Origin of the sequence: Actinotalea endophytica, from assembly GCF_025717005.1 — a bacterium.
Classification (GTDB): Bacteria; Actinomycetota; Actinomycetes; order Actinomycetales; family Cellulomonadaceae; genus Actinotalea.
In genome coordinates, this window is the sequence record NZ_JAOVZU010000005.1 from 250,807 (window position 1) to 276,940 (window position 26,134).

Sequence of the window (26,134 nt, forward strand, 5' to 3'; positions counted from 1 at the left end):
CGATGGCCACCTTCGACGTCGACGGGATCCCGATCTACTACGAGGACCACGGCTCGGGCGAACCCCTGGTCGTGCTCAACGGCATCTTCATGTCGAGTGCGTCCTGGCGCGCGTTCGTGCCCGCGTTCAGCGCACGCAACCGGCTGCTGCTGCTCGACCTCGCCGACCAGGGCGCCAGCGGGAAGCTCGACCACGAGTACACCCAAGAGCTCCAGGAACGGGTCGTGCTCGCGTTCCTCGACCACCTCGGGCTGGACCGCGCACACCTGTGCGGCGTCAGCTACGGCGGCGAGGTCGCGCTGCGGATCGCCTCACGTCACCCGGACCGGGTGGACAAGCTCGTGCTCGCGAACACGACCGCCTACACCTCGGCCTGGCTGAGGGACATCGGCCGGTCGTGGGAGCACGCGATGAGCACCCACGACGGGCACGTGTTCTTCAAGACCTGCATCCCGGTCGTCTACTCTCCCGGCTTCTACGAGACCAACTACGACTGGATCTCGGCGCGCGAGGACTTCTTCGTCCAGACCTTCACGCCCGAGGTCTACGACGCGTTCGCGCGCCTGACCCGCAGCGCCGAGACCCACGACGAGCGCGCCGGCCTCGGCGGGATCACCGCCCCGACCCTGGTGGTCAGCTCCGAGCACGACCACGTCACACCGCTGCCCAACCAGACCGAGCTGGTCGCGGCCATCCCGGGCGCATCCCACGCGATCGTCCAGGGCGCCGGTCACGCGGCCATGTACGAGAAGCCCGCCGAGTTCACCGCCCTGGTGCTCGGCTTCGTCAACCACCAGACCACCGACATCACCATCTCCTGACGCCCAGACGGAGGAACTCCCGTGACCGACCTCTACATCGTCTCCGCGTGCCGGACCGCGATCGGCAGCTTCGGCGGCAGCCTCAAGGACACCCCGGCATCCGAGCTCGGCGCCGTCGTGGTCGCCGAGGCGCTGCGCCGCGCCGGCGTCGCCCCCGACCAGGTCGACGAGGTGTTCCTCGGCTGCGTCCTCGCGGCCGGCAGCGGCCAGAACGTCGCCCGGCAGGCCGCCGTCGCGGCCGGGATCCCGGTGGAGGTCACCGCGACCACCGTCAACATGCTCTGCGGCTCCGGCATGAAGACGATCGTCGAGGGCGCCCGCGCGATCCTCGCCGGGGACGCCCGGGTCGTCGTCGTGGGCGGCACCGAGAACATGTCGGCAGCGCCCTACCTCGTCCCCGCGGCCCGCTGGGGCGCCCGGATGGGTGAGGCCGCGATGCGCGACTCGATGCTGGTCGACGGGCTCACCGACGTCTTCAGCGGCGACCACATGGGGATCACCGCCGAGAACGTCGCCGAGCAGTGGGGCATCGACCGCGACCGGATGGACGCGTTCGCCCTGGAGTCGCAGACCAAGGCGGCGGCCGCGGTGGCCGCCGGCCAGTTCGCCGAGGAGATCGTGCCGGTGCCGGTCACCGTCAAGCGGCAGACCGTCGAGTTCGCGGTCGACGAGTACCCCCGGGCGACCACCGCGGAGGCCCTGGCCAAGCTGCGCCCCGCCTTCAAGAAGGACGGCACCGTCACCGCCGGCTCGGCGTCGGGGATCAACGACGGCGCAGCCGCGCTCGTCCTGGCCAGCGGCGAGGCGGTCGAGGAGCTCGGCCTCACCCCGATGGTCAGGCTCGTCGGGTGGGGCCAGGCCGGGGTCGACCCGTCGATCATGGGTGTCGGCCCGATCGAGGCGACCCGCCGAGCCCTGGCGAAGGCCGACCTGAAGGTGGACGACCTCGACCTGATCGAGGCCAACGAGGCGTTCGCTGCACAGGCCCTCGCCGTCGGCGGCGACCTCGGCTGGGACTGGTCCAAGGTGAACGTCAACGGCGGCGCGATCGCGCTGGGTCACCCCATCGGGGCGTCGGGGGCGCGGATCGTGGTCACCCTGCTGCACGAGATGGCCAGGCAGGGCTCCCAGCGGGGGCTCGCGACCCTGTGCATCGGCGGCGGCATGGGCATCGCGACCGTGTACGAGGCGTGCTGAGGGAGCGGCGGCGGCCGGTGCACCATACTCGTGCCTGCACTCCCCAGGGCGGCACCCGGTGCCGCCTGCGGACCAGCCGTCCCCTTCCAGCGCGAGGCAGGACCACATGCCCACACAGACCTTCCTGAACCTGCCTGCGGCGAAGCAGGAGACGGTGATGGCGGCCGCGCTCGACGAGTTCAGCAAGCGCAACGTCGAGGAGGCGAAGCTCTCCAACATCGTGCGTGCCGCCGGGATCCCCCGCGGGAGCATCTACCAGTACTTCGAGACCAAGGAAGACCTGTACGTCTACGCCTTCGAGCGGCTCCGCGAGGAGCGTCGCGAGTACACCAAGCCGGCCTTCGACTACTACCTGACGAGCCCGTTCCTCACCTTCTTCGAGCACTTCTACGCCCTGGACACCGAGTACCTGGCACGCCACCCGGTGCACATCCAGATGGGCAAGGTGATGTACAGCCACGCCTCGGGCGTCTCGCTGAACCTGATCCGGGCGATCAAGACGCGCTACCGCGAGCTGTTCCTGATCGCGATCGAGCGCGACCAGGAGCAGGGCGTGATCCGGCGCGACGTCGACAAGTCCGTCCTGGCCGACCTGTGCGTGCACTTCATGACGGACATCTTCATCTTCCAGAACCTCTCCGACCGCATGACCTTGCACGACATGCGCGACCACCTGCGCGGGACGATCGAGCTGATCCGTCGCGGGGTGGAGTGACCGACACACCGAAGGAGGAGCAATGACGCTCTTGGCAGGCATCACGTCGCGGGTGGTCCCCACCGCGCGGCTCTCGGTCAACGTCCTCGAACGGGCGGCCGACGACCCCGGCACGCCCGAGGACCGGACCGTGGTGCTGGTGCACGGCAACGCCTCGTCGGCGCTGTTCTGGCAGGAGGTCATGCTCGCGCTGCCCGGCGACCTGCGGGTGATCGCGGTCGACCTGCGCGGCTTCGGCGGCACGCAGACCCTGCCCGTGGACGCCTCGCGCGGGTGCGGCGACTTCAGCGACGACCTGCACGCGACCCTCGAGGCGCTCGGCCTCGGCCCGGTGCACCTGGTCGGCTGGTCGATGGGCGGCGGTGTGGTGATGCAGTACGCGCTCGACCACCCCGTGCTCAGCCTGACGCTCCAGGCGCCGGTCTCCCCCTACGGGTTCGGCGGCACCGGGCGCGACGGGTCGCTCCTCACCGCGGACGGCGCGGGCACCGGCGGCGGCGGCGCGAACCCCGACTTCGTGCAGCGGCTGGCGGACGGCGACACCTCGGACGAAGCCCCGACCTCGCCCCGCAACGTGTTCCGCAGCAGCTACGTCTCGCCCGAGTACACCGGCGACCTCGAGGACCTCTGGGTCACGTCGATGCTCAGCACGGCCACGGGCCCGGACAACTACCCCGGTGACGCCGCGGCCAGCGCGAGCTGGCCCGGTTTCGGCCCCGGGGCCCGCGGCGTGCTCAACACGCTCGCACCCACCAACTTCAACACCGCCGGCCTGGTCGACCTCGACGTGAAGCCGCCCGTCCTGTGGATCCGCGGCAGTGCCGACGCGATCGTCTCGGACGCGTCCTACTTCGACCTGAACATGCTCGGCAAGGCCGGTGTCATCCCGGGCTGGCCCGGGGACGACGTGGCTCCGCCGCAGCCGATGATCACCCAGACGCGGGACGTGCTCGACGCCTACGCGGCCGCGGGCGGGGCGTACACCGAGGTGGTCTTCGAGGGCGTCGGGCACAGCCCGCACCTCGAGCGGCCCGCGGAGTGGGTCGAGGCGCTCGTCGCGCACGTGACCGGCTGACCGGACCGTCGGGTCGGCTCGCACGGGCGCCGGCGTCTGCACGGCCGGGATCCCGTCGCGAGCCGGCCCGACCTGCGACGATGACCACCATGACCGCGTCACCGGGCAGCGGGGGCTTCTGGCACCCGAACCGCCGCGGCGTGCCGCGGCCCGTCGAACGCGCGTGGTGGCGCGTGCGGGACTACGCGGACGCGGTGCGCTGGCAGGCCCTCGCCCTCGACCGACGGCACCGCCCGGACCAGCTCACCGCGAACCCGACGTCCCGCGGACGCCCGGTCGTCCTGGTGCCGGGCGTCTACGAGGACTGGACCTTCATGCGGCCGCTCGCGCAACGCCTGCACGCGCGCGGCCTGCGCGTGCACGTCGTACCCGGTTTCGGGTTCAACCGCGCGCCCATCGTCCGGCAGGCCGAGGTCCTCGGCCGGTTCCTCGAGGCCGAGGACCTGCGCGACGTGCTGCTCGTCGCGCACAGCAAGGGCGGCCTGATCGGCAAGCTGGCGATGCTCCGGCACGACCCGACGCAGCGCGTGACACGGATGGTCAGCCTCAACACCCCGTACGACGGCTCGACGCTCGCGTGGGCCTTCCCGACGCCCGCGGTCCTCGCGTTCCGGCCCAGCGACCGGACCCTCAAGGCCCTGGCGGCCGAGCGGTCCGTCAACCACCGGATCACCGCCGTGAGCAGTGAGTGGGACCCGCACGTCCCGACCGGCTCCTCGCTGAACGGCGAGGAGGACGTCGTGGTGGCGACACCGGGTCACTTCCGGCCACTGAGCGACCCCGCGTTCATCGACCTCGTCGTCGCTGCGGCACTCACGCCCGAGGCAGGTGGACCACCCGGCTGAGCCCGGGCTCGTCGGGGTCGTCGCGGATCTCGCGCCCTTCCAGCCAGGAGCGGATCACGTGGGTGAGCTCGCCGGGGTGGCTGAAGTTCACCGCGTGCGCAGCACCCTCGATGATCACCACGGTGAGGTCGGGGTGCGCCTGGCGCGCGAGCTCCATCACACGAGTGGGCGGCGGCATCAGCGGATCGAGCGTCCCGATCACCGCGAGGGTCGGCACGTTCGTGCGCAGCACCCGCTCCAGCGTCGGGAAGCGGGTCAGCTCGGCGAACAGGTTCGCGGTGTTGACCGGGCCGAACCGCGCGTAGTCGGGCAGCGCGATCCGGGCCATCCTCGCGTCCTCGCGCGGGATGTCCTGCAGCATCTGCCGCATCGCGCGGCGGAACGGCTGGTTGTGCAGGCCCCCCGCCGGCGAGGTCAGCACCACACGCTCGACGAGCTCCGGGGCCATGTGCGCCACCTCGAGGCTCACCGGGCAGCCCATCGAGTTGCCCACCAGCACGACGCGGTCCATCTCGAGGAGCCCGAGCAGCTCGACCAGGGCCTCGGCCAGCGCCGGGATGCCCATCGCGTGGTCCCACCGCTCGCTGCGCCCGTGGCCGGGAAGGTCGGGCACGACGTTCGTCGCGATCGTGGTGAGGCGCTCCGCGGTGGGCAGCAACGACGCGCCCGAGATGCCGAAGCCGTGGACGTGCACGATCGGCGTCGCATCGGGCACCGGCGGTGTGGAGGTGCGCACGAACACGTCCAGGCCACCGACCTGGACGGTTCTCTCGTTCCAGGTCACCGTGCCCGCCGAGCCCGGCCGCCTGCGTGCCGCCATGATCCGAATCTAGCGCTGCGGAGCCGGGTCGACGCCGACTTGATCGCCGCCATCGCTCCGCGCTCCGACTCCGCCGTGGAGCGAGCACGACGCGGCTAGGCTCGCCAGGTGGGCACGATGTGGCTGACGCTGCTGCCCCTCGCCGCGGGCAGTGTCCTCACGCCGAGCTACTACCTCATCGAGATCCTGCTGCTCCAGTCACCTCGCGGCCGGTCGAAGGCGCTCATGTTCGCGACCGGGTTCGCGGTGATGAAGCTCCTGCTCGGTGCCGTGTTCGGGTTCCTCGTCGTGACCGGCACCCCCGGAGGCGACTGCGGTGAGTCCCCCGTCGTGGCGACGCTGCTGCTCGCCTCGGGACTCCTGTTCCTGGCGATGGCGTTCCGGCAGCTCCTGGCGGCACCGCACACCGACGACGGCCCACCGCGATGGATGGCGACGGTCGACGGGATCACGCCGGCCCGCGCGTTCGCCCTCGCGTGCGGCATGACCCTCGCCGCCCCGAACCTCTGGGTGTTCACGCTGACTGCGGTGGCGACGATCAAGGACACAGGCCTGACGACGGCGACAGCAGTGATCACCTTCCTGGCGTTCGTCCTGCTCACCGCGGCGCCGATGCTCACGGTCGTCGGCATGACGGCGCTGGTCCCCAGGACGGCGGAGGCGACCCTCGACGCCCTGCGCACCTGGCTGGTCGCGCACAACCACGTGATCATGATCGCCGTCTCGCTCGTGCTGGGCGTCGCACTCGCCTGGGCGGGACTCGGCCGTCTGGCCGCCTAGACCCGCGCGTTCCGCACCGGTAGGTCGGCATCGTGCGCTCGCCGGAGCACGTCGCCCACCTCGACCACGAGCGGTCGCTCGGGTCCCGACCCGTCCGTTCTCACCGCGCCGAGGCGCACGACCGCGTGAGCGCAGACCTCAACCGCGCTCGTCCCGATCAACAGCTCGCACGTTCCTTCGATCGGCCTCCACCGCTCGGTCGCCTCGTCCCAGCGCCCCCATCGATGCGGCAGGCCGTCCGGGCCGATGTCGACGGACGCGTGCACGACTCCCCCGGGACGCGTGTGAACGCGCGTCCATCCGAGGAGCACCTCCGGCCGACCGCGTCGCCCTCGGTAGACCTGCACGACCTCGGTACCGGGTCGCGTACAGGTGTTGCGCAGCGCGAACCGCACCAGCCACGCGTCGTCGGCGAGATCGACGCTCACCGCGTCGATCTCGTGGGTCGCGTAGCCGATCCCGTGCCCGAACGCGAAGGCGACCTCGCGGCCGGAGCGATAGCCCACGCGGGTGCCCTCGCGGTAGTCGACCCACCCGCCGCTGCCCGGATAGACCTGGGCGTCGACGTCATCCGGCCGGACCTCGTGCGCCGGGAAGGTGATCGGCAGCCGGCCCGCCGGCTCCCGGGCGCCCGTCAGCAGATCCGCCAACGCCCGACCCTGGCCCTGCCCGGGGTACCAGGCGTGCATCATCGCCGACACGCGGTTCCGCCAGGCCGAGACGTCGACCGGACCCCCGCTCATCGTCACGACCACCGTCGGCACGCCCGTGGCGGCGACGGCGCCGATGAGCTCGTCCTGGCCGCCGGGGAGCCTGGTCGTCGGTCGGTCCATCGCCTCCGACTCGTAGGCGCGCGCCACGACGACCGCGACGTCCGCCCACTGCGCCAGTGCGACCGCGTCCGCCCGCAGCGGCGGCACGGCCCCGGCAGGCGGCACCCACCCGAACCGCAGCTGTGCCCCGTAGTGCCCGGACTGAGCGGGCACGGTGGTCGTGTACTCGACCACGATCGGCACGTCACGCCCTGCGTCCAGGTGGACCCGGACGGTCGCCACCTCGGCACCGACGCCGTCCCACAGGATGCCCACCGGAACCGGACGATCGGGGTCGACGGCGGTCGTGACGTCGAGGAGCGTGGCGCCGTCGACCACGAGCCGCACCGAGCCCAGCCACGTCAGCGCGAGCACGTACTCCCCGGTCACCGGTGGCCGCAGGGTGGTGGTCCAACGGGACGCGTGCCGCGCGGGCAACCCGGCGGGCCACCCCGACCAGCCCGGCGAGGGCGCGTGGAACCCCGCCTCGGCGAAGAACCCCCGGTTCATCTCGATCTGACCGAGCCGCACCGACCAGCTCGGGTCACCGTCGAACGCCACGGTGTCCCAGAAGTCGACGAGCACACCCGGCGCATCGGCCGGGCCGAGGCATCCGGCCGGAACGGCCTCCGGTCCCGGGAGCAGGGAACCCGAGCTGATCGGGTCGGCACCGGGCGCCCAGCGCACCTCGGCGCCCGGCAGCGCGGCCCGCAACCCGTCGACGACCGACACGGCCAGGGCGCGCTTCGGAGCCACCAGGGGGCTGCCACCACCGGCGGCGGTCACCGCGCCCGCGTCGGGTCCGATCACGGCGAGCCGGCTCACACCCCGCAGCGGAAGGACCCCGTCGTTGGCGAGCAGCACCGCGCCGCGGGTCGCGACCTCGCGCGCGATGTCGTGATGGTCGAGCAGCTCGATCGTGCGGAGCGGCTCGGCATCGACGTCCTGGTGCAGGGCGAAGTAGGGCCGCAGCACCCGGTCGACGCGTGCGTCGAGCTCGGCCTCGCGCACCTCCCCGGCGCGCACCGCGGCCAGCAGCTCATCACCCCACACCGGATCGTCGGTGAGCTCCCAGTCCAACCCGGCGTCCCAGGAGCCCGTCAGGGAGTGGTTCGCGAGGAAGTCGGACATCACCCACCCCGCGAACGACCACTCGTCGCGCAGGAGTCCGGTCAGGAGTCGCTCGGAGTGGGACGCGTAGACGCCGTTCACCTGGTTGTAGGCGCTCATCACGACGGTCGCTCCGCCGGACCGGACGGCCGCTTCGAACGCCGGGAGGTAGAGCTCACGGAGCGTGGCCTCGTCGACCCTCACGTCGACGACGCCACGCGAGGTCTCCTGGTTGTTCGCGACGAAGTGCTTGACGCACGCCTGGGCTCCGGCCGCCTGGATGGCGAGGACCTCGGGGACGACGAGGCGCGCGGCGAGGGTCGGATCCTCCCCGAACGACTCGAACGTCCTGCCGCCCAGGGGAACGCGCGCGACGTCGACCGCGGGCCCGAGCAGCACGTGATGGCCCGTCGCCCGGAGCTCGCGGCCGAGGACCGTGCCGTAGTCGTCCGCCTGGCCGGGGTCCCAGGTCGCCGCCAGCGCGATCGGGGCCGGAAGTGCCGTGGAGGCCGTGCTCTCGGTCACCCCGGGTACGAGCCGGATGCCGGCGGCGCCGTCGGCCGCCCGGATCGGCCCGAGCAGCGGCCCGGGCTCCTGGCGGTTCGACAGGAGAGCGACCTTCTCCTCGAGCGTCATCGCCTCGCGCACCACGCGGGCACGCCGCGCGGCCTCGGGCTCGTGCGCCCATGCGTGCGCTGACCACGCGTTCACGTCGACCTCCCCGGGCGACCGGCTACGCCTGGAGCATCGACCCAGAGCGAACGCTCGGCGATCACGTCGCGAAACCAGTACGCGCTGTCCTTCGGCGTCCGTTCGAACGAGCCGAAGTCGACGTGCACGATCCCGTACCGCTCCGAGTAGCCCAGGCTCCACTCGTAGTTGTCCAGGAACGACCACAGGTAGTAGCCCCGGACATCGACACCGTCGGCAGCCGCGCGGGCGATGGCGTGCAGGAAGCCGCGGACGTACTCGATCCGATCGCGGTCGTGGACCCGACCCGCGTCGAGAGTCTCGCTGCAGTTCGCGATCCCGTTCTCCGTCACATAGATCGGCACCGGCACGCGGTACTCCTGGTGCAGGAGCCCGAGGACCTCGTAGGCGACCTCGGGATCGTAGAACTTGCCGCTGTCGAGGAAGTTCCCGCCGACGAACCCCGTCCTCGCCTCGTCCCCCGGTTCGGCATCGACCAGCACGCGGTTGTAGATGTTCAGCCCGAAGAAGTCGATCGGCGCGGCCGCCAGGGCCTCGTCCCCGTCCCGCACCTGCGGCATGCTGCCGTCCTCGCGCCACCGCTCGACCTGATGGTCGCTGTACCCGCCCTTGAAGAGCGGGTTCAGGAACGCCTCGTGGGCGTCGGCGTCCTGGTCCCGGACCCGTTGCAGGTTCTCCGGCGTGGGATCGACCGCCGACCGCTTCCAGACGTCGACGACGATGCCGATCTCACCCTGCGCGCCCGAGGCCCGGAACGCCGAGACGGCCTGGCCGTGCGCGAGCAGCGCGTGGTGCATCGCGGTGCGGCCGGACAGCGCGCCGGTCTTCCCCGGCGCGAACACCCCCATGCCGTAGCCGGCCCAGTTGGCGATCGGCTCGTTGAGCGTCGCCCACCTCGCGGCGCGGTCGCCGAACAGGTCGTACGCGACGGCGGCGTACTCGCCGAACCAGTGCTGCACGTCCCGGTTCAGCCAGCCACCACGGTCCTCGAGGGCCTGTGGGAGATCCCAGTGGTAGAGCGTCACGTTGGCGCTGATGCCCGCGTCGGCGAGCGCGTCGAACAGCCGCAGGTAGAAGTCCACACCCACACGATTGACCTGGCCGGTCCCCTCCGGGAGCAGCCGGGACCAGGACAACGAGAAGCGGTAGGAGTCGACGCCGAGCGACGCGAGCAGGGCCACGTCGCTCGGCATCCGGTGGTAGTGGTCGACACCGCGGTCACCAGGGATGTCGTGAACCACCTTGCCCGGTGTCTGGGAGAACACGTCCCAGATCGAGGGGCCCTTGCCCCCTTCGTCCCAGGCCCCTTCGATCTGGTAGGCACTCGTCGCGACGCCCAGCTCGAACGGGTGTGGCAGATCGATGCGAGGCGGCTCTGCACCGTCAGGAGGCGTCACTTGATCGATCCCGTCGTCAGTCCTGCCCTCCAGAAGCGCTGCATCGCGACGAACCCGACCATCAGCGGGATCGTCGCGACCAGCGCACCGATGAGCACGAGGCGGTACTGGTCCGGGACCTGGCGCGAGAGCAGGTTCCAGTTGGTGATGCCGACGGTGACCGGGAACAGCGTCTGGTCGGACAGCAGCACCAGCGGCAGGAAGTAGTTGTTCCAGATCGCGACGAACTGCAGCAGCACGACCGTGAGCAGCCCGTCGCGCATCATCGGCAGGCCGATCCGGAAGACGATCCGCGCCTCGCTCGCCCCGTCGATCCGGGCCGCCTCGAGCACCTCGTCCGGAACGGACGCGTCTGCGAAGGCCATGCACAGGTACACACCGAACGGGTGCACGAGCGAGACGGCGAAGACGCCCCAGAAGTTGTTCGTCAGGCCGACCTCGGCCAGCAGCAGGAAGATCGGCAGCACGAGGGCCGTGGTCGGGATCATCACTCCGGCGAGGATCGATCCCGCGACCGTCGACCGGCCCCGGAACCGGTACTTGGCCAGCGCGAACCCGGCCATCGCCGAGATCAGCACGGACACGACCGATCCGAGGCCGGCGTACGCGAGCGTGTTCAGCAGCCATCGACCGTAGATGCCGTCGTCGAAGGCGAACAGGTCTCGCAGGTTCGTCAGGTACTGGAAGCCGGACGCCTGGAAGTTGTCTCCGGTGATCAGCTGCGAGGTCGGCTTCCCGGCCGACACGAGCAACCAGAAGACCGGGAAGAGCACGTAGGCCGCGAGCACGAGGTAGATCGCGCCGGTCGCGGCGCGGGCGACCCGGGCGTGGCGTCGTGGCATCGGCTCGGACGGACCGGCCACGTGGGGGCGCTTCGTGGTGAGCGTCGCGACGGTCATGCTCTCGCCGCCCGGTTGACCAGCCGCATCACCGCGAACGAGGCGACCGCGGTGGCGACCGTGAGGATGATCGAGACCGTGGCGGCCATCGCGTAGTCGTTGTTCGCGAACGCGTACGTGTACGCAAGGAGGTTCGGCGTGTAGGCCCCGTCGACGTCCGCCCCGACCCCCCGGAGGATCTGCGGTTCGTTGAACAGCTGGAAGGCGCCGATCAGCGTGAAGATCAGCACCAGGACCGTTGCCTGGCGGATCAGCGGAAGCTTGATCCGCCACGCGATGACCGCGAGGGAGGCACCGTCCATCCTGGCGGCCTCGACCACCTCGGTCGGGACCGTGCGCAACGCCGCGGTCATGACGATGACGTTGTAGCCGAGGAACATCCAGACGTTGATGTTCGCGAAGCTGAAGGGCAGCGAGCCGGACGCCAGCGGGTCCCACAGCAGACCGAGCCCGTGCAGCCGCTCGAGCACCGGGTTGAGCTGAGGGATGTAGAGGAAGCCCCAGACCACGACGGCGATCACGCCGGGCACGGCGTAGGGCAGGAAGAGCACGAACTGGATCGCTTTCCCCCACCTCGTCAGCGCCGCGTCGATCAGCAGTGCGACGCCGATCGAGAGGCCGAGCATCACCGGAATGGCGACCGCTGCGTACTGGAGCACGTGCAGGACGGCGGCGTGGAAGTCCGGGCTCGCGAGCACCTCGCGGTAGTTCGCCAGGCCCGCGTATGCCGTGCGTCGCGTCGCGAACGCGCCCGTGCGGACGCTCCGGGTGAAGCTCTGGTAGACCGCGTAGACCAGCGGGGCGGCGAAGAACGCGAGGAACAGGAGCCCGAACGGGGCGAGGAGGAGCCACGGGGTGCGGGCCGAGTACTGCAGGGTGGGACGGATCCGGGGCGTCCCACCCTGCAGCGTCGAGCTCGGCGCGACCCCGGAAGGGATCGTCGTCATGGAGTGACCGTGAAGCCCTGGTCGGTCAGCTGCTCGACCGCGGTCGACTGCAGCGAGGTGACACTGCCCGGCAGGTCCGAACCGGGCGCGAGCCTGCCGAGCTCGTCCTGAACCGAGGTCAACGTCGCGATGGTCGTCGGGGACCACTGCCAGTCGGCGGGGACCTGCTCGGCGGAGGCGGCGAACTGCGCGAACACGTCTCCGCTCCCGTCAGGGGTGACGAAGGGGGTGGCCTTCTGCTTCGCGACCTCGACCTGCGCGAGCGACGCGGGGTACGAGAAGGAGGTCTCGTCGTTCACCGCCGAGTAGGCCTCGGGCGACTGGGTGAACCAGGTCAGGAACTCGACGGCCTCCTGCGGGTGCGACGAGGATGCCGTGACACCCCACGCCGAGCCTCCCGAGTTGGCCGACGCCAGCGCGCTCCCGTCCCACTGCGGCAGCGTCGTGACGCCGAAGGTGCCGTCCGGCACGTCCATGTTGATCAGGTTGGGTGCCCACCACGACGGGTTCAGGACGGTGAGGATCTGACCATCGGCGACCATCTGCTGGCCGACCGTCTCGTTGTCCCAGACCCACACGATGCCCTCGTCGACCATCCGCTGCCAGGTCTGCGCGACCTGCTGGGTCGCGGCGTCGTCGATGTTCACCCGCCACGCGTCGCCGTCCCGGGTCCACCAGTGGGCGCCGGCCTGCCACGACAGGCCGACGAAGTTGTTCGGATTCGTCGTCATCGCACCGATGTAGACCTGGCCGTCGGTCTTCGCGTTGATGTCGAGACCGATCTGCTCGAACTCCTCCCAGGTCGCGGGCGCCTGGTAGCCGTACTCCTCCAGCGCGGTCGCGTTGTAGTACATGCCGATCGGACCGATGTCCCCGGGTAGTGCGTACGGCGAGCCGTCGACCAGCACCTGGTTCCAGGCGGCCGACGAGTAGGCGCTCTCCTGGTCCGCCGCGAGGTCGCCCAGGTCTGCGAGGGCGTCCTCGGCGAGGTAGTTCGGCAGTGCCATGTACTCGACCGGGAGGATGTCCGCCGCCGTGCCGGACTTCACGCCCGCGAAGATCTTCTGGTACGCGGTCGTGAGGTCCGCGGGCAGCGTCTCGAGTGTCACCTGGATCCCGGGGTTCTCCTCGTTCCAGATGTCGAGTGCGGCCTGCAGGTTGGCCTGCCATGCCCACATCGTCAGCTCGACGGGGTCATCGGCTGTGGCGCCGGCTGCGCTGCTGCTCCCGCCGCCGCACCCGGCAAGCGCGAGAGCACAGGCCGCAACCATGGCCGTGACACCCGCGACGCCGCTCCTCTTCGGACCACGCATCGCTCTCCTCCTCGAAAGCCAGGACCGGCGCACTCGTGACGCCGCGAAATCCTGATGCAAACAAGTATTCACGTGATGGCGACCGTGCGCAAGCCCCGTCCGCCGGTACAGTCAGACGCCGTGACCGAGACCCGACGGCGCGGCCCTTACGGCAAGACCCGACAGCGGCGGGCCGACATCATCGCGGCCGTCCTCGAGGCGTACGCGACGGCGGACGCGCGCGGTCCGATCCTGCGGTCCATCGCCGAGATCGCCGGCCTCTCCGAGCAGGCGATCCAGCACCACTTCCCCACCAAGGACGACCTCTTCGTCGCCGTGCTGCGAGATCGCGACGTCGCCGCGCTGGCGGCGTACGAGCAAGAACCGGGGCACCCGAGCGACGAGCTCGACCTGATCTCGATCATGCGGAGCAACGAGGCGCAGCCGGGCCTCGTGCGCCTCTACTCCGACATGGCCGCCGCCGCGGCGGACTCCACCCATCCCGCACACGAGTTCTTCCTCGAGCGCTACGAGCAGGCCACCCTCGGCGTCGCCCGCTACTACGCGCGCCGACGCTCGGGGTCCGATGATGCCGAACCGACCGAGGTGGACACCTGGGCCGCCCGGATCACGATCGCAGCGGCCGACGGCCTGCAGACCCGCTGGCTCGTGCAGAGCGACGAACCCGTCGCCGACGACCTCGCCCGGCTCGTCGAGACGATCGCGACGCTCCTCGGCCCCGACCTCGACACCGGGTCCGGCGACCGACCCGACCGGCCGTAGGCCGTCCGGCCGTCACGCCGACGTCCGGCGGAGCCCGCACGGCGGTACCGCTGATCCCCGCGCAGTGATCCGGATCACTACCGAAGGTCCCAATTTCTGTCCGCTGCGGTCCGTATAGTTGCGGCACGGCTCACCGCCCGCCCCGAGGCGGCTGAGACCCGGGACGAGGGAGTTCCTCCATGGCTGTTGTTGTTGCGTTCAAGTGGGCACCCGACCCGCAGGACGGCCGGGTCGCCGACGACGGCGCCATCGACTGGAGCGGCGCCGCGACCTCCGCCGTCGGCGACGACGCCGTCGCGGTCGAGGTGGCCAGGCAGACGGCCGAGTCGCTGGGCCAGGAGGCCGTCGGCATCACCCTCGGCCGCAAGAACGCCGACTGGGCCCTGGCCCGTGGTGCCGACCGGGTGATCGCCGTCGACGCCGATCTCGCCGGTGCCTCGGACGACCTCCGCGCGGCGGTGCTCGCGGCCCTCGCCCGACGCGTCGACGGAGCCGACACGGTCATCATCGGCGACTCCGCGGTCGACTCGGGTGCGGCGGTCGTCCCGTCCCTCCTCGCCGCGACGCTCGGCCGGCCCGGCCTGCTCGGCGCCACCGGGGTCGCCACCGACGGCACCGCGATCACGGTCGAGCGCCGCACCCGCGACGCCGTCGTCACCGTCAAGGTCGACGGTCCTGCCGTGATCGCCGTCGCGGCCGACGCCGCCACCCCACGCGTGCCGGGGATGCGGGACGTCCTGATGGCCCGCAAGCGTCCGATCGAGACCGTCGAGCTCGCCGAGCTCGGCGTCGACGCACCCGGCGCCGAGCTGCTGACCTCCCGCCGCACCGACAGCGGTCGGCAGGCCCAGCTCTTCGACGGCGCCGACCCGCAGCAGGCCGCGCGGCAGCTCGTCGCGGCGCTGCGCTCCGCCGAGGCCGTCTAGTCCGGCACGGCGACCACCTCCACCCCCCACCCAGCTCAGCACGCCTGCCGAAAGGGCCGGAACCGTGACCTTCAACACCTGGATCATCGCGGTCGACAACCGCATCGCGGACCTCCTGGCGGCCGCCGCTACGGTCCCCGGCGAGGTCCACGTCGCCGTGCTCGGCGACCGCGACCTCGCCGAGGAGCTCGCCCGCACGGACGTCGCCGACGTCCTCTGGTTCGAACCACCCGCGGGGAGCGTCGTCGAGGAGTACGCGGGACAGGTCGCCGAGGCCGTCGCGGCCCGCAAGCCGGACGTCGTCCTGACCGGACCGCAGGATGCCGCGCGGCTCATCGCCGGCCGCCTGGCCGCGCAGCTCCGCACGCCGCTCATCACGTCCGTGCAGTCGATCGAGGCGGACCCGCCGGTCGCGACGCGGCTCACGGTGAGCGGCTCGGTCGAGCAGACCGTCTCGGCCAGCCCGCTGCTCGCGGTGCTCGACTCACCGGGCGGCGCCCCCGAGGCGACCGACGCCGCGGTGACGATCGACCAGATCGTGCTCGCCCCCGGGACGACCATCTCCATGGTCTCGGCGGTCCCCCGCGCGGCCGGCGCGGACCTCTCCACCGCCGACCGGGTCGTCGCGGTCGGCCGCGGCCTCGCCGCGAAGACCGACCTCGGCCTGGTCCGGGACCTCGCCACGGCGCTCGGCGCGCAGGTGGCCGGGTCGCTGCCCCTCGCCGAGGACCTCGGCTGGCTGGACAAGGACCTGTGCGTCGGCATCTCCGGCAAGCAGATCAGCCCGGCCCTCTACCTCGCGGTCGGCATCTCCGGCCAGATGCAGCACATGGCCGGCGTCACCCGAGCGCAGAAGGTCGTGGCGATCAACAACGACCCCGAGGCGCTCATCTTCGGCAAGTGCGACTACGGGATCGTGGGCGACCTCTACGCCGTCGTCCCGGCCCTGGTCAGTGCTCTGGGCGAGCCCAGGGCCTAGCTCCTCCCCGGCACGGCCGCCCTCGGCCGCGCCGGTCAACCAACGACAAAGAAGAGAGGCTGGACATGGTCCAGGAGTGGCAGAACATCGAGCCGATGGCCTCCTACGACGTCGTCGTCGTCGGCGGCGGTGGCTCGGGACACAGCGCGGCGCTCCGCGCAGCGCGCAACGGGCTGAGCGTGGCCGTCCTGGAGAAGGAGCCGGCGATCGGCGGCAACTCCCAGTTCGCCGAGGGCGTCGGCGCGATCCAGACCTCGCTGCAGAAGGAGCAGGGGCTCGACCAGCTGTCGCGCGAGGAGGCCTTCCAGATCCTCGTCGACTACAGCCACTACTTCGCCAACCCCGAGGTCGTCGCCGCGTTCATCAACAACTCCGCGACGACGGTCGACATCTTCCGCGACCTGGGCGTCCCGTTCCACATGATCACCTCGTTCGACCCGGACAGCGAGTACAAGGTGTGGCACCTCGTCAAGGGCGGCGTCGGGGTCGCCGTGCAGATCATGCACGAGGCCGCGCTCAAGGCCGGCGTCGACTTCTTCACCAGCACCCGCGCGCGCCACCTCGTCAAGGACGGGGACAAGGTCTCCGGCGTCGTTGCCGAGGCCGAGGACGGCGAGCTGATCCGGCTCGAGGCCGGCGCGGTCATCATCGCCTCGGGCGGCTACACGTCCAACGAGGAGATGCGCAAGAAGTACGTGACGATGTACGACCCGAACAACGCCTACCCGAACGACCCCTCGAACAACCAGGGCGACGGCATCCTCATGACCTTCGAGGCCGGCGGCGACTCGTTCGGCCTGGGCATGCTCATGCTCAACGGCGCGTGGGTCCGCGGCAAGTCCCTCGGGTCGCACCTCAACTGTGCGTCCACCCAGCCCTACCTCTGGGTGAACCTGGACGGCCGCCGGTTCACCACCGAGACCGCGGTGCAGGAGTTCCAGAACGCGGGCAACATCCTGTCCCGCCAGCCCGAGGGCGTGCAGTTCACCATCCTCGACCAGACGATCATCGACCACCTCGTCAACGACGGCTGCGAGGTCGGCATCGGTGCCTACGTGCTGAGCGGCGAGAAGCTGACCCGGCTCGAGGCCGAGATCGAGGAGGACCTCGTCGACGGCATCCACGTCTGGAAGGCCGACACCATCGAGGAGCTCGCCGCCAAGATGGGCGTGAACGTCGACGTCTTCACGCGCGAGGTCGCCGAGTACAACGAGGCCTGCCACGCGGGCAAGGACGCGAAGTTCTTCAAGCCCAAGTACCTCTTCCCGATCGAGACCGGCCCGTTCTACGCCATCAAGGGCCACAACGGCTTCGTCTGCTCCCAGGGCGGGATCCGGATCAACGGGAAGATGGAGGTGCTCGACAAGGGCTCCTTCCCGATCCCCGGCCTGTACGCCGTGGGCGTCGACGCAGGTGGCATGTACGGCGACACCTACCCGGCCCGTCTGGCGGGCGTGTCCTGCGGGTTCGCCATGACGTCCGGCTGGATGGCTGCCGACGCCGCGACCAAGGCGCTGCGCGACGCGCCGGTCACCGTCTAGCACCGCCGTCCGATGTGGATGAGCCCCTGATCGTCCACATCGCTCGGGGGCCTCGCGCTGCTCAGCGAGGCCCCCGAGCCAGGCGGCCGGACCCGGCTAGCATCTCGTGATGATGACGCCGCCAGACAACGCACCCGAGGGTGCCGGACGCCGACCCCCGGGCCGCCCACGCGACCTGGAGGCCGAGGCCCGGCTCTTGGCCGCGGGCATGGAGGTGTACGGCGAGCGAGGCTGGTACGGCTTCACCGCGAACGAGGTGATCCGCCGCGCCAAGGTCGGCAAGGCGACGTACCACAGCCGGTGGTCCTCGCTCGGCGAGTTCCTCGCCGCGTGCTTCGACGAGGCACTGGCACCGTTGCAGCACCAGACCGTCGAGGGCGACGTCCGCGAGATCCTGATCGCCCAGGGGCGGCTCATGGCCGACCTGTACTTCGGCCCGCACCGGCTCGCGACCCAGCGCCTGTGGGCCGAGTACGAGGTCGTGCCCGACCCGCTCCGGCGGGTCCGCGAGGTCCTGACCCAGGCCACCGTGCACCGCGCCAGGAGGCTGGTCGCGTCGGCCGTCGCCGACGGGCAGCTGCCGGCCGGCCTCGAGCCCGACCGGCTCCTGGAACCGTTCGAGGGCGGGATCTACATGCACATCGCGACGGCGTCGCCGGAGAACCGCGACGAGGTCCGCGCCGGCATCGACGCCTACATCCAACAGCTGGCCGACGACCTGCTCGCGGCGATCCCCGTGGCGGTCGCCCGCGAGAGCTGAGCGCGACGGCGCTCGTCCGCCCGGGGTGCCGGATCACAGCGTGCGCGCCGGCCGCACAGGACAAGGTCGGGCGCGCCGGGTGCTCAGCCCTGCCGGTACTCCACGCCGAACCCGCCGCGCGGGTAGTGCCAGGTCAGCGAGCCCTCCGGGGCGACCGCGAGGCAGGTCCCGCACTCGAGGCAGGCCGCGAACTCGCAGCCGACGCTGCCGTCCGGCCGGATCGAGTAGACCTTGGCCGGGCACACGGCGACCAGGATCGCCGCCGCCCCGGTCGCCTTGGCGACCTCCTGGTTCACCTCGATGTGCGACTCGTCGTCGGTGACGAACCGCACCGTCGACAGCCGGTCACGAACGCCTGCGCGCAGCTTCACAGCGACCGCACTCCCTTCCAGACGTCTGAGACGAGGTCACGGGTACGCAGCGGCGAGTGCCGGACGGTGTCGAGCGCCGTGCGCCACAGGCGCCGTCGTGGCCGGGTGTCGAGGTCGAAGACGCCGTGCAGCACGTCCGCGAGCAGCGTGCCGTAGCCGTCGTACATCCGCGGCTCCTCGAGGAAGGCCGGCGCCTTGGCGTACGTCGCCATGTCCTGGCCGACCCAGCTGTCCCGGAGCGCCTGCTCGTACCGACCGAGAGCCGCGAGCGACGTGTCACCGGCCTCGAGCGCGTCGTGGACGACCGTGGCGGCCACCGAGCCCGATCCGACGGCGAGGTCCATCCCCCGCACGGTCAGCCCCGAGTTGATGGTCAGGCCGGCGGCGTCGCCGACCAGCACCATCCCGTCGACGGCGAGCCGGCCCATCATCGCCTGACCGCCCTCGGCGACCAGGTGGCAGCCGTACTCGGACACCTCGCCGCCCTCGAGGAACGGGGCGACCCCGGGGTGCGCAAGGAAGTGCTCGAACACCTCGGTGGACTCCAGGCCACGCTTGACGAGGTCGTCCAGCCGCAGCACGACACCCAGGGACAGCGACTCGCGGTTCGTGTACAGGAAGCCGCCGCCGCCGATCCCGAGCGTGCAGTCGCCCACGATGGCGTGCGCGGCCCCGAGGCCGGGAGCCACGCCGAAGCGCTCTTCGATCGTCGCCGCCGGCAGGTCCACGACAGCCTTCACGCCGACCGCGAGCTGGTGCGGTTCCGGCGCGGGACGGAAACCGGCCGCCCTGGCGAGGAAGGAGTTGACGCCGTCGGCGGCCACGACGACGCGCGTGCGCAGCTCGTCCTCGCCCGCCTTCACACCGATCACGCGCGACGACCCGTCGAGCAGCGGCGCATCGACCCGCACGCCCGGCATCAGCATCGCGCCCGCCTCCTCCGCGCGGCCCGCGAGCCACGGGTCGAGCTTCGCGCGCAGCACGGTGACGGCGTTGGTCGGGTCGGCCAGGCGGTCGTCCGAGTAGTCGATCGCGACGCGCGAGCCCCGGTTGAGGAACGTGACCACGTTCCTGGTGATCCGGCGCTCGACGGGCGCGTCGTCGAGGTAGTCGGGGAAGACCGCCTCGAGCGCGCGACCGTAGAGCACGCCGCCCGACAGGTTCTTGCTCCCCGGTTCGCTGCCGCGCTCGATCAGGACGACGTCATGACCGGCGCCGGCCAGCTGGTGCGCGGCGACCGATCCGGCCGGCCCGGCACCGACGACGGCGACGTCGAAGTCGTATGAGTCCTGGCCGCTCATCGGCGGTGCGTGCGGTGTGCCACCATGTCCGCTCCTCTCGCGGGTCGATATTACTGACCGATCCGGTCTGATACAAGACGGGCCCGATCTCGTTCACCCGATCGCGACCGAGCGCCAGGTGGCGAATCCGCACCCGAGCCCGGCCCGCGGCCCCGCTCGCGCTGGCATGATCGGAGGATCGGCTGCGCCCACGCGCGGCGCCTCGGAGGTCACTGTGGTCCACCGGCACGAGCACGACGACTCGACCCTCTACCCCGCCTACGCCGGACGGCTCTCCGGCGGGCCCATCCCGAAGAACCGGATGCCGGACGACGAGTCCGCCCCGGAGTCCGTGTACCGCCTCATCCACGACGAGCTCCTCCTGGACGGCAGCTCACGGCTGAACCTCGCGACGTTCGTGACGACGTGGATGGAGCCTCAGGCCCAGCTGCTCATGGCCGAGGCGTTCGACAAGAACATGATCGACAAGGACGAGTACCCGCAGACCGCCGAGATCGAGCGGCGGTGCGTCAACATCGTCGCTGACCTCTTCCACGCGCCCGTCGACGGGGACGCCATCGGGGTGTCGACGATCGGGTCGAGCGAGGCGGTCATGCTCGGCGGGCTCGCGATGAAGTGGCGCTGGCGTCAGCGCCGCGAGGCCGCGGGGCTGCCCACCGACCGCCCGAACCTCGTCCTCGGCTCCAACGTCCAGGTGGTCTGGGAGAAGTTCTGCCGGTACTGGGACGTCGAGCCGCGCTACGTGCCCGTCTCCCACGACCGCTTCGTGGTGGCGCCCGACGACGTGATGGCCCGGGTCGACGAGAACACCATCGGCGTGATCCCGATCCTCGGCACCACCTACACCGGCGAGTTCGAGCCGATCAAGGAGATCCACGACCGCGTCGTCGCCTGGAACACCGAGCACGGTGCGGACGTCCCCCTCCACGTCGACGCCGCGAGCGGCGGCTTCGTCGCACCGTTCCTGCACCCCGACCTCGAGTGGGACTTCCGCCTGCCGCAGGTGAAGTCCATCAACGTCTCCGGCCACAAGTACGGGCTCACCTACCCGGGCGTCGGGTTCGTCGTGTGGCGCTCCGCCGACGAGCTGCCGGAGGACCTCGTCTTCCACGTGAACTACCTCGGCGGGGACATGCCGACGTTCACGTTGAACTTCTCCCGGCCCGGCAACCAGATCGTCGGGCAGTACTACAACTTCGTCCGGCTCGGTCGGGACGGCTACCGCCGGATCATGGAGCGGCTGCGCGACGTCGCCCACCGCCTGGCCGACCGGATCGGCGCGATGGACGCGTTCGAGCTGGTCAGTGACGGCACCGACATCCCGGTGCTCGCCTTCCGAACGTCCGAGTTCGCGCCGTTCACGGTCTTCCACGTGTCCGACGAGCTGCGCAAGAGCGGCTGGCAGGTCCCGGCCTACACGATGCCGGCAGACGCGACCGACGTCGCCGTGCTCCGGGTGGTGGTCCGCGAAGGCTTCACCTTCGACCTCGCCGACCTGCTCGCGGAGACCCTCGAGAAGGCCGTGCGGCACCTCACCGAGTACCCGCCCGACGGCTTCAGCCCCCAGGCCGGCTTCAGCCACACCTGAGGACCGCCGTGCAGTGGCGTCGCCGGCTCACCTGGAGCCCGCGTGACCTGACCTGGCGGATGACCGTGCTGTTCATGGTCGGGTCGGCTCTGTTCGCGCTCGGCTCGTTCCCCGCGTACTGGAGCCTGGTCGACTCGCGCGTCGTCGCGGCCACGTTCGTGGTCGGAGCCGTGTTCTTCACGACCGCCGCCTACCACCAGTACCTCGAGGTGGTGAACGGATCCGGCACCGGGACTCGGTTCCGCTGGTGGGCCTGGGGGCCGCGCACGATGCTGTGGTGGGCGGCCCTCGTCCAGCTGGTGGGCACGCTGTTCTTCAACGCCAACACGATCGCGGCGATGGCCACCCACCTGACCACGCACCAGGCGAACCGCCTCGTCTGGGCACCGGACTTCTTCGGGTCGATCGCGTTCCTCGTCGCGAGCCAGCTCGCCTGGCGGGCCGTGTGCCCGCGCCAGTGGTGCGTGCGACGCGACGACCCGGACTGGTGGTCGGCGTTGCTCAACTACGTCGGGTCGGTCTTCTTCATGCTCTCGGCCCTCGGCGCTTTCATCCTGCCCACCACGGGCGAGCCGGTGAACCTCACGGTCGTCAACAGCGGCACGTTCCTGGGCGCCGTCTGCTTCTTCGCCGGTGCGTACGTGCTCCTGCCGGCGAGACGGCCTGCGACGCGGTGAGGCCCCCGACGGCCGCGACCGCGTGACGGCCCGAGGGCGAGGGCCTCGGGCATGCTGGGCCGATGGACCCCGCGCGAGTCGACCCGACCGGCGGCGCACGGCTGCCGGACCTGCGCGTCGGCACGATCGTTCCGGCTGCCACGGTGTCGTTCTCCGCGTTCCTGATGTTCGGCGCCCACGCCCGGCCGCTGGCGTACCTCGTGCTCGTGGCCGGCCTGCTCGCCGCGTGGGCCCTGGACCGCCCGTTGGCCAAGGACCTGCTGCTGATCGGGATCGGCATCACGATCGTCAGCAGCACCTCCATGGCCGCCGACGTCTCCTGGCCGCGGTTCGTCGCGATCGGCACGGCGCTCGCGCTCGCGGTGACCACACCGTTCGTGATCGACCGCCGGGTGTACCGGCGTCGCGCCATCCGGTTCCCGTGGCGCACCGGGCGACGCTGGCCCACCGCCGAGCGGTGGTACGTCGTCGCCGTGCCGGTGCTCGGCTGGGCGATCCTGCCGTTCTACTTCATCACGTCCGGCGCCTACCGGAACTGGCCCGCGATCACCGACGGCGGCGAGCTCGCCAGGTTCTTCGTGGGCGTCAACGCCGTCGGCACGTGGGACGAGCTGTTCTTCATCTGCACGTGCTTCGCTCTGCTGCGGCGGCACTTCCCGGTCTGGCTCGCGAACCTGCTGCAGGCGACGATCTTCGTGTCGTTCCTGTGGGAGCTCGGCTACCGCGAGTGGGGGCCGCTGCTCACGACACCCTTCGCTCTGCTGCAGGGCTGGATCTTCGCGCGCACCGGGTCGCTCACCTACGTGCTGGTGGTCCACCTGCTGTTCGACGCGATCGTCTTCCTGGCGATCGTGCACGCACACCACCCGGAGCTGTTCCCGATCTTCGTGTACTGACGCCTCCCCCGCGCCGCGCCGCAGCGCCATCCGTCGACCGGGTCGATAGGGTCGAGCGACCGATGTCATCGAACCTCGAGGTCGCTCCATGGTCGACATCTCCGGTGCTCACTCCGAGGTAGGTCAGCTGCGCACCGTCATGGTGTGCGCGCCCGGCCACGCCCACGAGCGCCTCACCCCCAGCAACTGCGACGACCTGCTGTTCGACGACGTCATGTGGGTGGACAACGCCAAGCGCGACCACCTGGACTTCGTCACGTCGATGCGCGAACGAGGCGTCGACGTGCTCGAGATGCACGATCTGCTCGCGCAGACGGTCGCGCTGCCCGAAGCCCGAGCGTGGGTGCTCGACCACCAGGTGGTGCCCAACCAGGTGGGCGTCGGCCTGGTGGACGAGGTCCACGGCTACCTCGACGGGCTCAGCGACCGCGAGCTCGCCCAGACGCTGATCGGCGGCCTGTCGACCGACGAGTTCCCCGAGGACATCGGCGGGGACATGCTGCGGCTGGTCAAGGACGCCGCGGGCAGCAACGAGTACCTGCTGCCCCCGCTGCCGAACACCCTCTACACCCGGGACACCACCTGCTGGATCTACGGCGGGGTGAGCCTCAACCCGCTCTACTGGCCGGCACGGCGCGAGGAGACGATCCTCACCACCGCGATCTACCGCTTCCACCCGGACTTCGCCGGCCGGGTCACCGAGTGGTGGGGCGACCCGACGCACGACTGGGGCCTCGCGACCGTCGAGGGCGGGGACGTCATGCCGATCGGCAACCGCACTCTCCTCGTCGGCATGGGCGAACGCACCTCCCGGCAGGGCATCAGCCAGCTCGCGAAGGCGCTGTTCGAGCGCGAGGTCGTGGACCGGGTGATCGTCGCGGCGCTGCCCAAGATGCGTGCCGCGATGCACCTGGACACGGTGTTCACCTTCGCCGACCGCGATGTCGTGCTCCTGTACCCCGACATCGTCTACGGCATCGAGGCGTTCTCGTACTACCCGTCCGACAAGCCCGGGGGCGTCGAGCTGCGGAAGGAACCGCGGCCGTTCGTCGAGACCGTGGCCGGCGCGGTGGGCGTCCCCGCGATGCGCGTGGTCGAGACCGGCGGGAACGCCTACGTGCGCGAGCGGACCCAGTGGGACTCCGGCGCCAACCTGATCGCCCTGTCCCCCGGCGTCGTGATGGCCTACGACCGCAACGTCCGCACGAACTCCCTGCTGCGCGACGCCGGGATCGAGGTGATCCCGATCGTCGGCGCCGAGCTCGGCCGCGGACGCGGCGGCGGGCACTGCATGACCTGCCCGATATCGCGGGACCCGGTCGACTGAGCCGAGTCCCGATGGGCGCGCGCGATACCACTCGCGCGCGCCCTGCACGTCGACAACGCGATGCAAGATCGGACTAGGACGATGCCCGGGGAACGTCGCTAGCGTCCGACCCGGCCGGGCGGGGAGCCCACTGCGCGGTCGGCCACCTGTCGACGGCTCAAGGGAGAGACGTGAACACCCCGCACCACCCCCGGTATCGATGGTTCGTCCTCGCATCGCTCGTGCTCATCACGACGGCCGGTGCCATGTCCATGATCGCCCCGGCGCCCTTCGTGGGCCTGGTCTCGGAGGACCTCGGCATCAGCCTCGGGGCGGCCGTGGCGACGACCATGATGACCGTGATGCTCACGACGTCGATCGTCGCGTTCCTCAGCGGCTTCGTGATCGACCGCGTCGGATTCCCGATCGTCTGGGTCTTCGGGTGCGCGATGCAGATCGTCGCGGCGCTCGCGATCGGCCCGCTCAGCCACTCGACGAGCGGTCTGGTGATCGGCCGCATCCTCACCGGCATCGGCATGGGTCCGATCAACGCCGTGATCGCCACGGTGTGCGCCCAGTGGTTCCGGCCGCGCGAGCGCAGCTACGTCGCGGCCGCCCAGGGCGTGTCGATGTGGCTCGGCATCTCGATCGGCCTGCTGTGGACCCCGCACTGGTTCGCCGTGTTCGGCGACTGGCACCGGGCGCTGACCATGTCGGCGATCCCGCCCGCCGTCGGCCTGGTCCTCGCCCTCGCGATCCTGGTCGGCCCGAAGCCGCCGGTCTCGACGGTCGCCGAGACGGTCGAGCACCGTGCCGCCACCGCGGCCGACATGAAGCGGTCGCTCGCCACCCGCGCCATCTGGGTGCTGTTCGTGATGGCACTGTTCGAGGCCTGGTTCCAGCAGGCCTACAACGACATGGCACCCGGCTTCTACGCCGTCGACCCGCCGGTCGGCCTCGGTCTCGGCCCGGTCGGCGCGGGCCAGGCGCTCACCTGGGCGGGGTACGCCTCGATCGTCGGCACGATCCTCGCCCCGTTCGTGGTGGACCGGCTGTTCAAGGGCAACCCGAAGCTGCCCCTGATGATCGCGTGCACCGTCTCGGCCGTGTTCACGATGGGGATGCACGTGATCACCAAGGACAGCGGCGCGGCCCTGATCCTGCTGCCCTGCGCGATGCTGCTGTTCAGCTCGATCGTCAACCCGACGATCTACGGCTACATCGCCAACCACTACCCGAGCACCGTCTCGGGACGGCTCGGCGGGACGGCGACCAGCCTGGCCGGGTTCGGATCCTTCCTCGGCCTCGCCGTGGGTTCCGCGGCCCTGGCGCTGACCGGCTACTACACGGTCTCGATGAACGTGCTCGCGGCGGTGATCCTCATCTCCGGGATCGCGTCCCTGCTGATCAAGGAACCGGGACTGCGCGCGCCGGGCGCCGCGGGTCCGGTCCCGGTGGCCGCCGAGGCCGCGGAGACCACGGTGCCGGTCACGTCGTCCTAGGCCGCTGAGACGCCGGCGGCGGGTTCAGGGGGCCCCGCCGCCGGTACCGGCCCGCTCCGCGCCAGGATGGACGGGGCCCACCC

The 26,134-nt window shown here is 70.9% G+C and carries 24 protein-coding genes; 16 read left to right on the plus strand and 8 right to left on the minus strand.

The genetic code is table 11. The annotated features are described in order from the left end of the window. Positions 1-2 precede the first annotated feature (2 nt). The 5 genes from OEB99_RS10520 to OEB99_RS10540 all read left to right on the plus strand — a co-directional run bounded on the left by OEB99_RS10520 (position 3) and on the right by OEB99_RS10540 (position 4,653). Entirely contained in the window at positions 3-821 is an 819-nt protein-coding gene (locus OEB99_RS10520; RefSeq protein WP_263510004.1) for an alpha/beta fold hydrolase, read from the plus strand. 21 nt (positions 822-842) lie between these two features. Then, positions 843-2,018, plus strand: a complete 1,176-nt coding sequence (locus OEB99_RS10525; protein ID WP_263510005.1) for an acetyl-CoA C-acetyltransferase — start codon at positions 843-845, stop codon at positions 2,016-2,018. 106 nt (positions 2,019-2,124) lie between these two features. Continuing rightward, a complete protein-coding gene (locus OEB99_RS10530; protein WP_263510006.1) occupies positions 2,125-2,733 on the plus strand; it encodes a TetR/AcrR family transcriptional regulator in 609 nt (202 codons plus the stop codon). A gap of 22 nt (positions 2,734-2,755) precedes the next feature. Next, entirely contained in the window at positions 2,756-3,808 is a 1,053-nt protein-coding gene (locus tag OEB99_RS10535; protein ID WP_263510007.1) for an alpha/beta hydrolase, read from the plus strand. Positions 3,809-3,897: 89 nt separating this feature from the next. Beyond that, positions 3,898-4,653, plus strand: coding sequence for an esterase/lipase family protein (locus tag OEB99_RS10540; protein ID WP_263510008.1), 756 nt, complete (start codon positions 3,898-3,900; stop codon positions 4,651-4,653). On the opposite strand, the gene OEB99_RS10545 is transcribed toward OEB99_RS10540, so the two are convergent. Next, the gene (locus OEB99_RS10545) at positions 4,622-5,473 is read right to left on the minus strand and encodes an alpha/beta fold hydrolase (RefSeq protein WP_263510009.1); all 852 of its coding nucleotides are present in this window, start codon (positions 5,471-5,473) and stop codon (positions 4,622-4,624) included. The genes OEB99_RS10540 and OEB99_RS10545 overlap by 32 nt on opposite strands. A 117-nt stretch (positions 5,474-5,590) precedes the next feature. Between OEB99_RS10545 and OEB99_RS10550 the strand changes: the two genes are divergently transcribed. After that, positions 5,591-6,253 (plus strand): GAP family protein, encoded by a 663-nt coding sequence (locus tag OEB99_RS10550; RefSeq protein ID WP_263510127.1) that lies wholly within the window; start codon positions 5,591-5,593, stop codon positions 6,251-6,253. Here the strand turns inward: OEB99_RS10550 and OEB99_RS10555 are convergent. The 5 genes from OEB99_RS10555 to OEB99_RS10575 are packed head-to-tail and all read right to left on the minus strand — an operon-like array spanning position 6,250 to position 13,442. Next, the gene (locus tag OEB99_RS10555) at positions 6,250-8,886 is read right to left on the minus strand and encodes a glycoside hydrolase family 3 C-terminal domain-containing protein (protein WP_263510010.1); all 2,637 of its coding nucleotides are present in this window, start codon (positions 8,884-8,886) and stop codon (positions 6,250-6,252) included. The two genes, OEB99_RS10550 and OEB99_RS10555, sit on opposite strands and share 4 nt — an antisense overlap. Further along, positions 8,883-10,283, minus strand: a complete 1,401-nt coding sequence (locus OEB99_RS10560; protein WP_263510011.1) for a GH1 family beta-glucosidase — start codon at positions 10,281-10,283, stop codon at positions 8,883-8,885. The genes OEB99_RS10555 and OEB99_RS10560 overlap by 4 nt, the downstream gene beginning before the upstream one ends. Then, positions 10,280-11,182 (minus strand): carbohydrate ABC transporter permease, encoded by a 903-nt coding sequence (locus OEB99_RS10565; protein WP_263510012.1) that lies wholly within the window; start codon positions 11,180-11,182, stop codon positions 10,280-10,282. Before OEB99_RS10565 ends, OEB99_RS10560 begins: the two co-directional genes overlap by 4 nt. Continuing rightward, positions 11,179-12,129 (minus strand): carbohydrate ABC transporter permease, encoded by a 951-nt coding sequence (locus OEB99_RS10570; RefSeq protein ID WP_263510013.1) that lies wholly within the window; start codon positions 12,127-12,129, stop codon positions 11,179-11,181. The genes OEB99_RS10565 and OEB99_RS10570 overlap by 4 nt, the downstream gene beginning before the upstream one ends. Next, entirely contained in the window at positions 12,126-13,442 is a 1,317-nt protein-coding gene (locus OEB99_RS10575) for an ABC transporter substrate-binding protein (protein WP_263510014.1), read from the minus strand. The genes OEB99_RS10570 and OEB99_RS10575 overlap by 4 nt, the downstream gene beginning before the upstream one ends. Positions 13,443-13,562: 120 nt before the next feature. On the opposite strand from OEB99_RS10575, the gene OEB99_RS10580 reads away from it, so the two are divergent. From OEB99_RS10580 to OEB99_RS10600, 5 genes are all read left to right on the plus strand, one after another. Further along, a complete protein-coding gene (locus OEB99_RS10580) occupies positions 13,563-14,204 on the plus strand; it encodes a TetR/AcrR family transcriptional regulator (RefSeq protein WP_263510015.1) in 642 nt (213 codons plus the stop codon). A gap of 179 nt (positions 14,205-14,383) precedes the next feature. Further along, on the plus strand, positions 14,384-15,130 hold the full coding sequence (locus tag OEB99_RS10585) for an electron transfer flavoprotein subunit beta/FixA family protein (protein WP_263510016.1): 747 nt from the start codon (positions 14,384-14,386) through the stop codon (positions 15,128-15,130). Positions 15,131-15,194: 64 nt separating this feature from the next. Next, positions 15,195-16,109, plus strand: coding sequence for an electron transfer flavoprotein subunit alpha/FixB family protein (locus OEB99_RS10590; protein WP_263510017.1), 915 nt, complete (start codon positions 15,195-15,197; stop codon positions 16,107-16,109). Positions 16,110-16,174: 65 nt separating this feature from the next. Then, entirely contained in the window at positions 16,175-17,650 is a 1,476-nt protein-coding gene (locus tag OEB99_RS10595; RefSeq protein WP_263510018.1) for an FAD-dependent oxidoreductase, read from the plus strand. A gap of 109 nt (positions 17,651-17,759) precedes the next feature. Continuing rightward, positions 17,760-18,410, plus strand: a complete 651-nt coding sequence (locus tag OEB99_RS10600; RefSeq protein ID WP_263510019.1) for a TetR/AcrR family transcriptional regulator — start codon at positions 17,760-17,762, stop codon at positions 18,408-18,410. Between the two features lie 83 nt (positions 18,411-18,493). Here the strand turns inward: OEB99_RS10600 and OEB99_RS10605 are convergent, their stop codons facing one another. Beyond that, complete coding sequence (locus OEB99_RS10605; RefSeq protein ID WP_263510020.1) at positions 18,494-18,781, minus strand: ferredoxin family protein; 288 nt, start codon at positions 18,779-18,781, stop codon at positions 18,494-18,496. Next, positions 18,778-20,082 carry an FAD-dependent oxidoreductase gene (locus tag OEB99_RS10610; protein ID WP_263510021.1) on the minus strand — a complete coding sequence of 435 codons (1,305 nt, stop codon included), beginning with the start codon at positions 20,080-20,082 and terminating at the stop codon, positions 18,778-18,780. The genes OEB99_RS10605 and OEB99_RS10610 overlap by 4 nt, the downstream gene beginning before the upstream one ends. Before the next feature lie 214 nt (positions 20,083-20,296). On the opposite strand from OEB99_RS10610, the gene gad reads away from it, so the two are divergent. The 5 genes from gad to OEB99_RS10635 all read left to right on the plus strand — a co-directional run bounded on the left by gad (position 20,297) and on the right by OEB99_RS10635 (position 26,051). Continuing rightward, positions 20,297-21,670: a glutamate decarboxylase gene (gene gad, locus OEB99_RS10615; protein WP_263510022.1), complete on the plus strand. Its 1,374-nt coding sequence runs from the start codon at positions 20,297-20,299 to the stop codon at positions 21,668-21,670. Between the two features lie 8 nt (positions 21,671-21,678). After that, on the plus strand, positions 21,679-22,347 hold the full coding sequence (locus OEB99_RS10620) for a hypothetical protein (protein ID WP_263510023.1): 669 nt from the start codon (positions 21,679-21,681) through the stop codon (positions 22,345-22,347). A 62-nt stretch (positions 22,348-22,409) separates the two neighbouring features. Further along, the gene (locus OEB99_RS10625; RefSeq protein ID WP_263510024.1) at positions 22,410-23,243 is read left to right on the plus strand and encodes a CPBP family intramembrane glutamic endopeptidase; all 834 of its coding nucleotides are present in this window, start codon (positions 22,410-22,412) and stop codon (positions 23,241-23,243) included. Between the two features lie 88 nt (positions 23,244-23,331). Beyond that, entirely contained in the window at positions 23,332-24,570 is a 1,239-nt protein-coding gene (locus OEB99_RS10630) for an arginine deiminase (RefSeq protein ID WP_263510025.1), read from the plus strand. Between the two features lie 170 nt (positions 24,571-24,740). Further along, entirely contained in the window at positions 24,741-26,051 is a 1,311-nt protein-coding gene (locus OEB99_RS10635) for an MFS transporter (protein WP_263510026.1), read from the plus strand. Positions 26,052-26,134 lie beyond the last annotated feature (83 nt).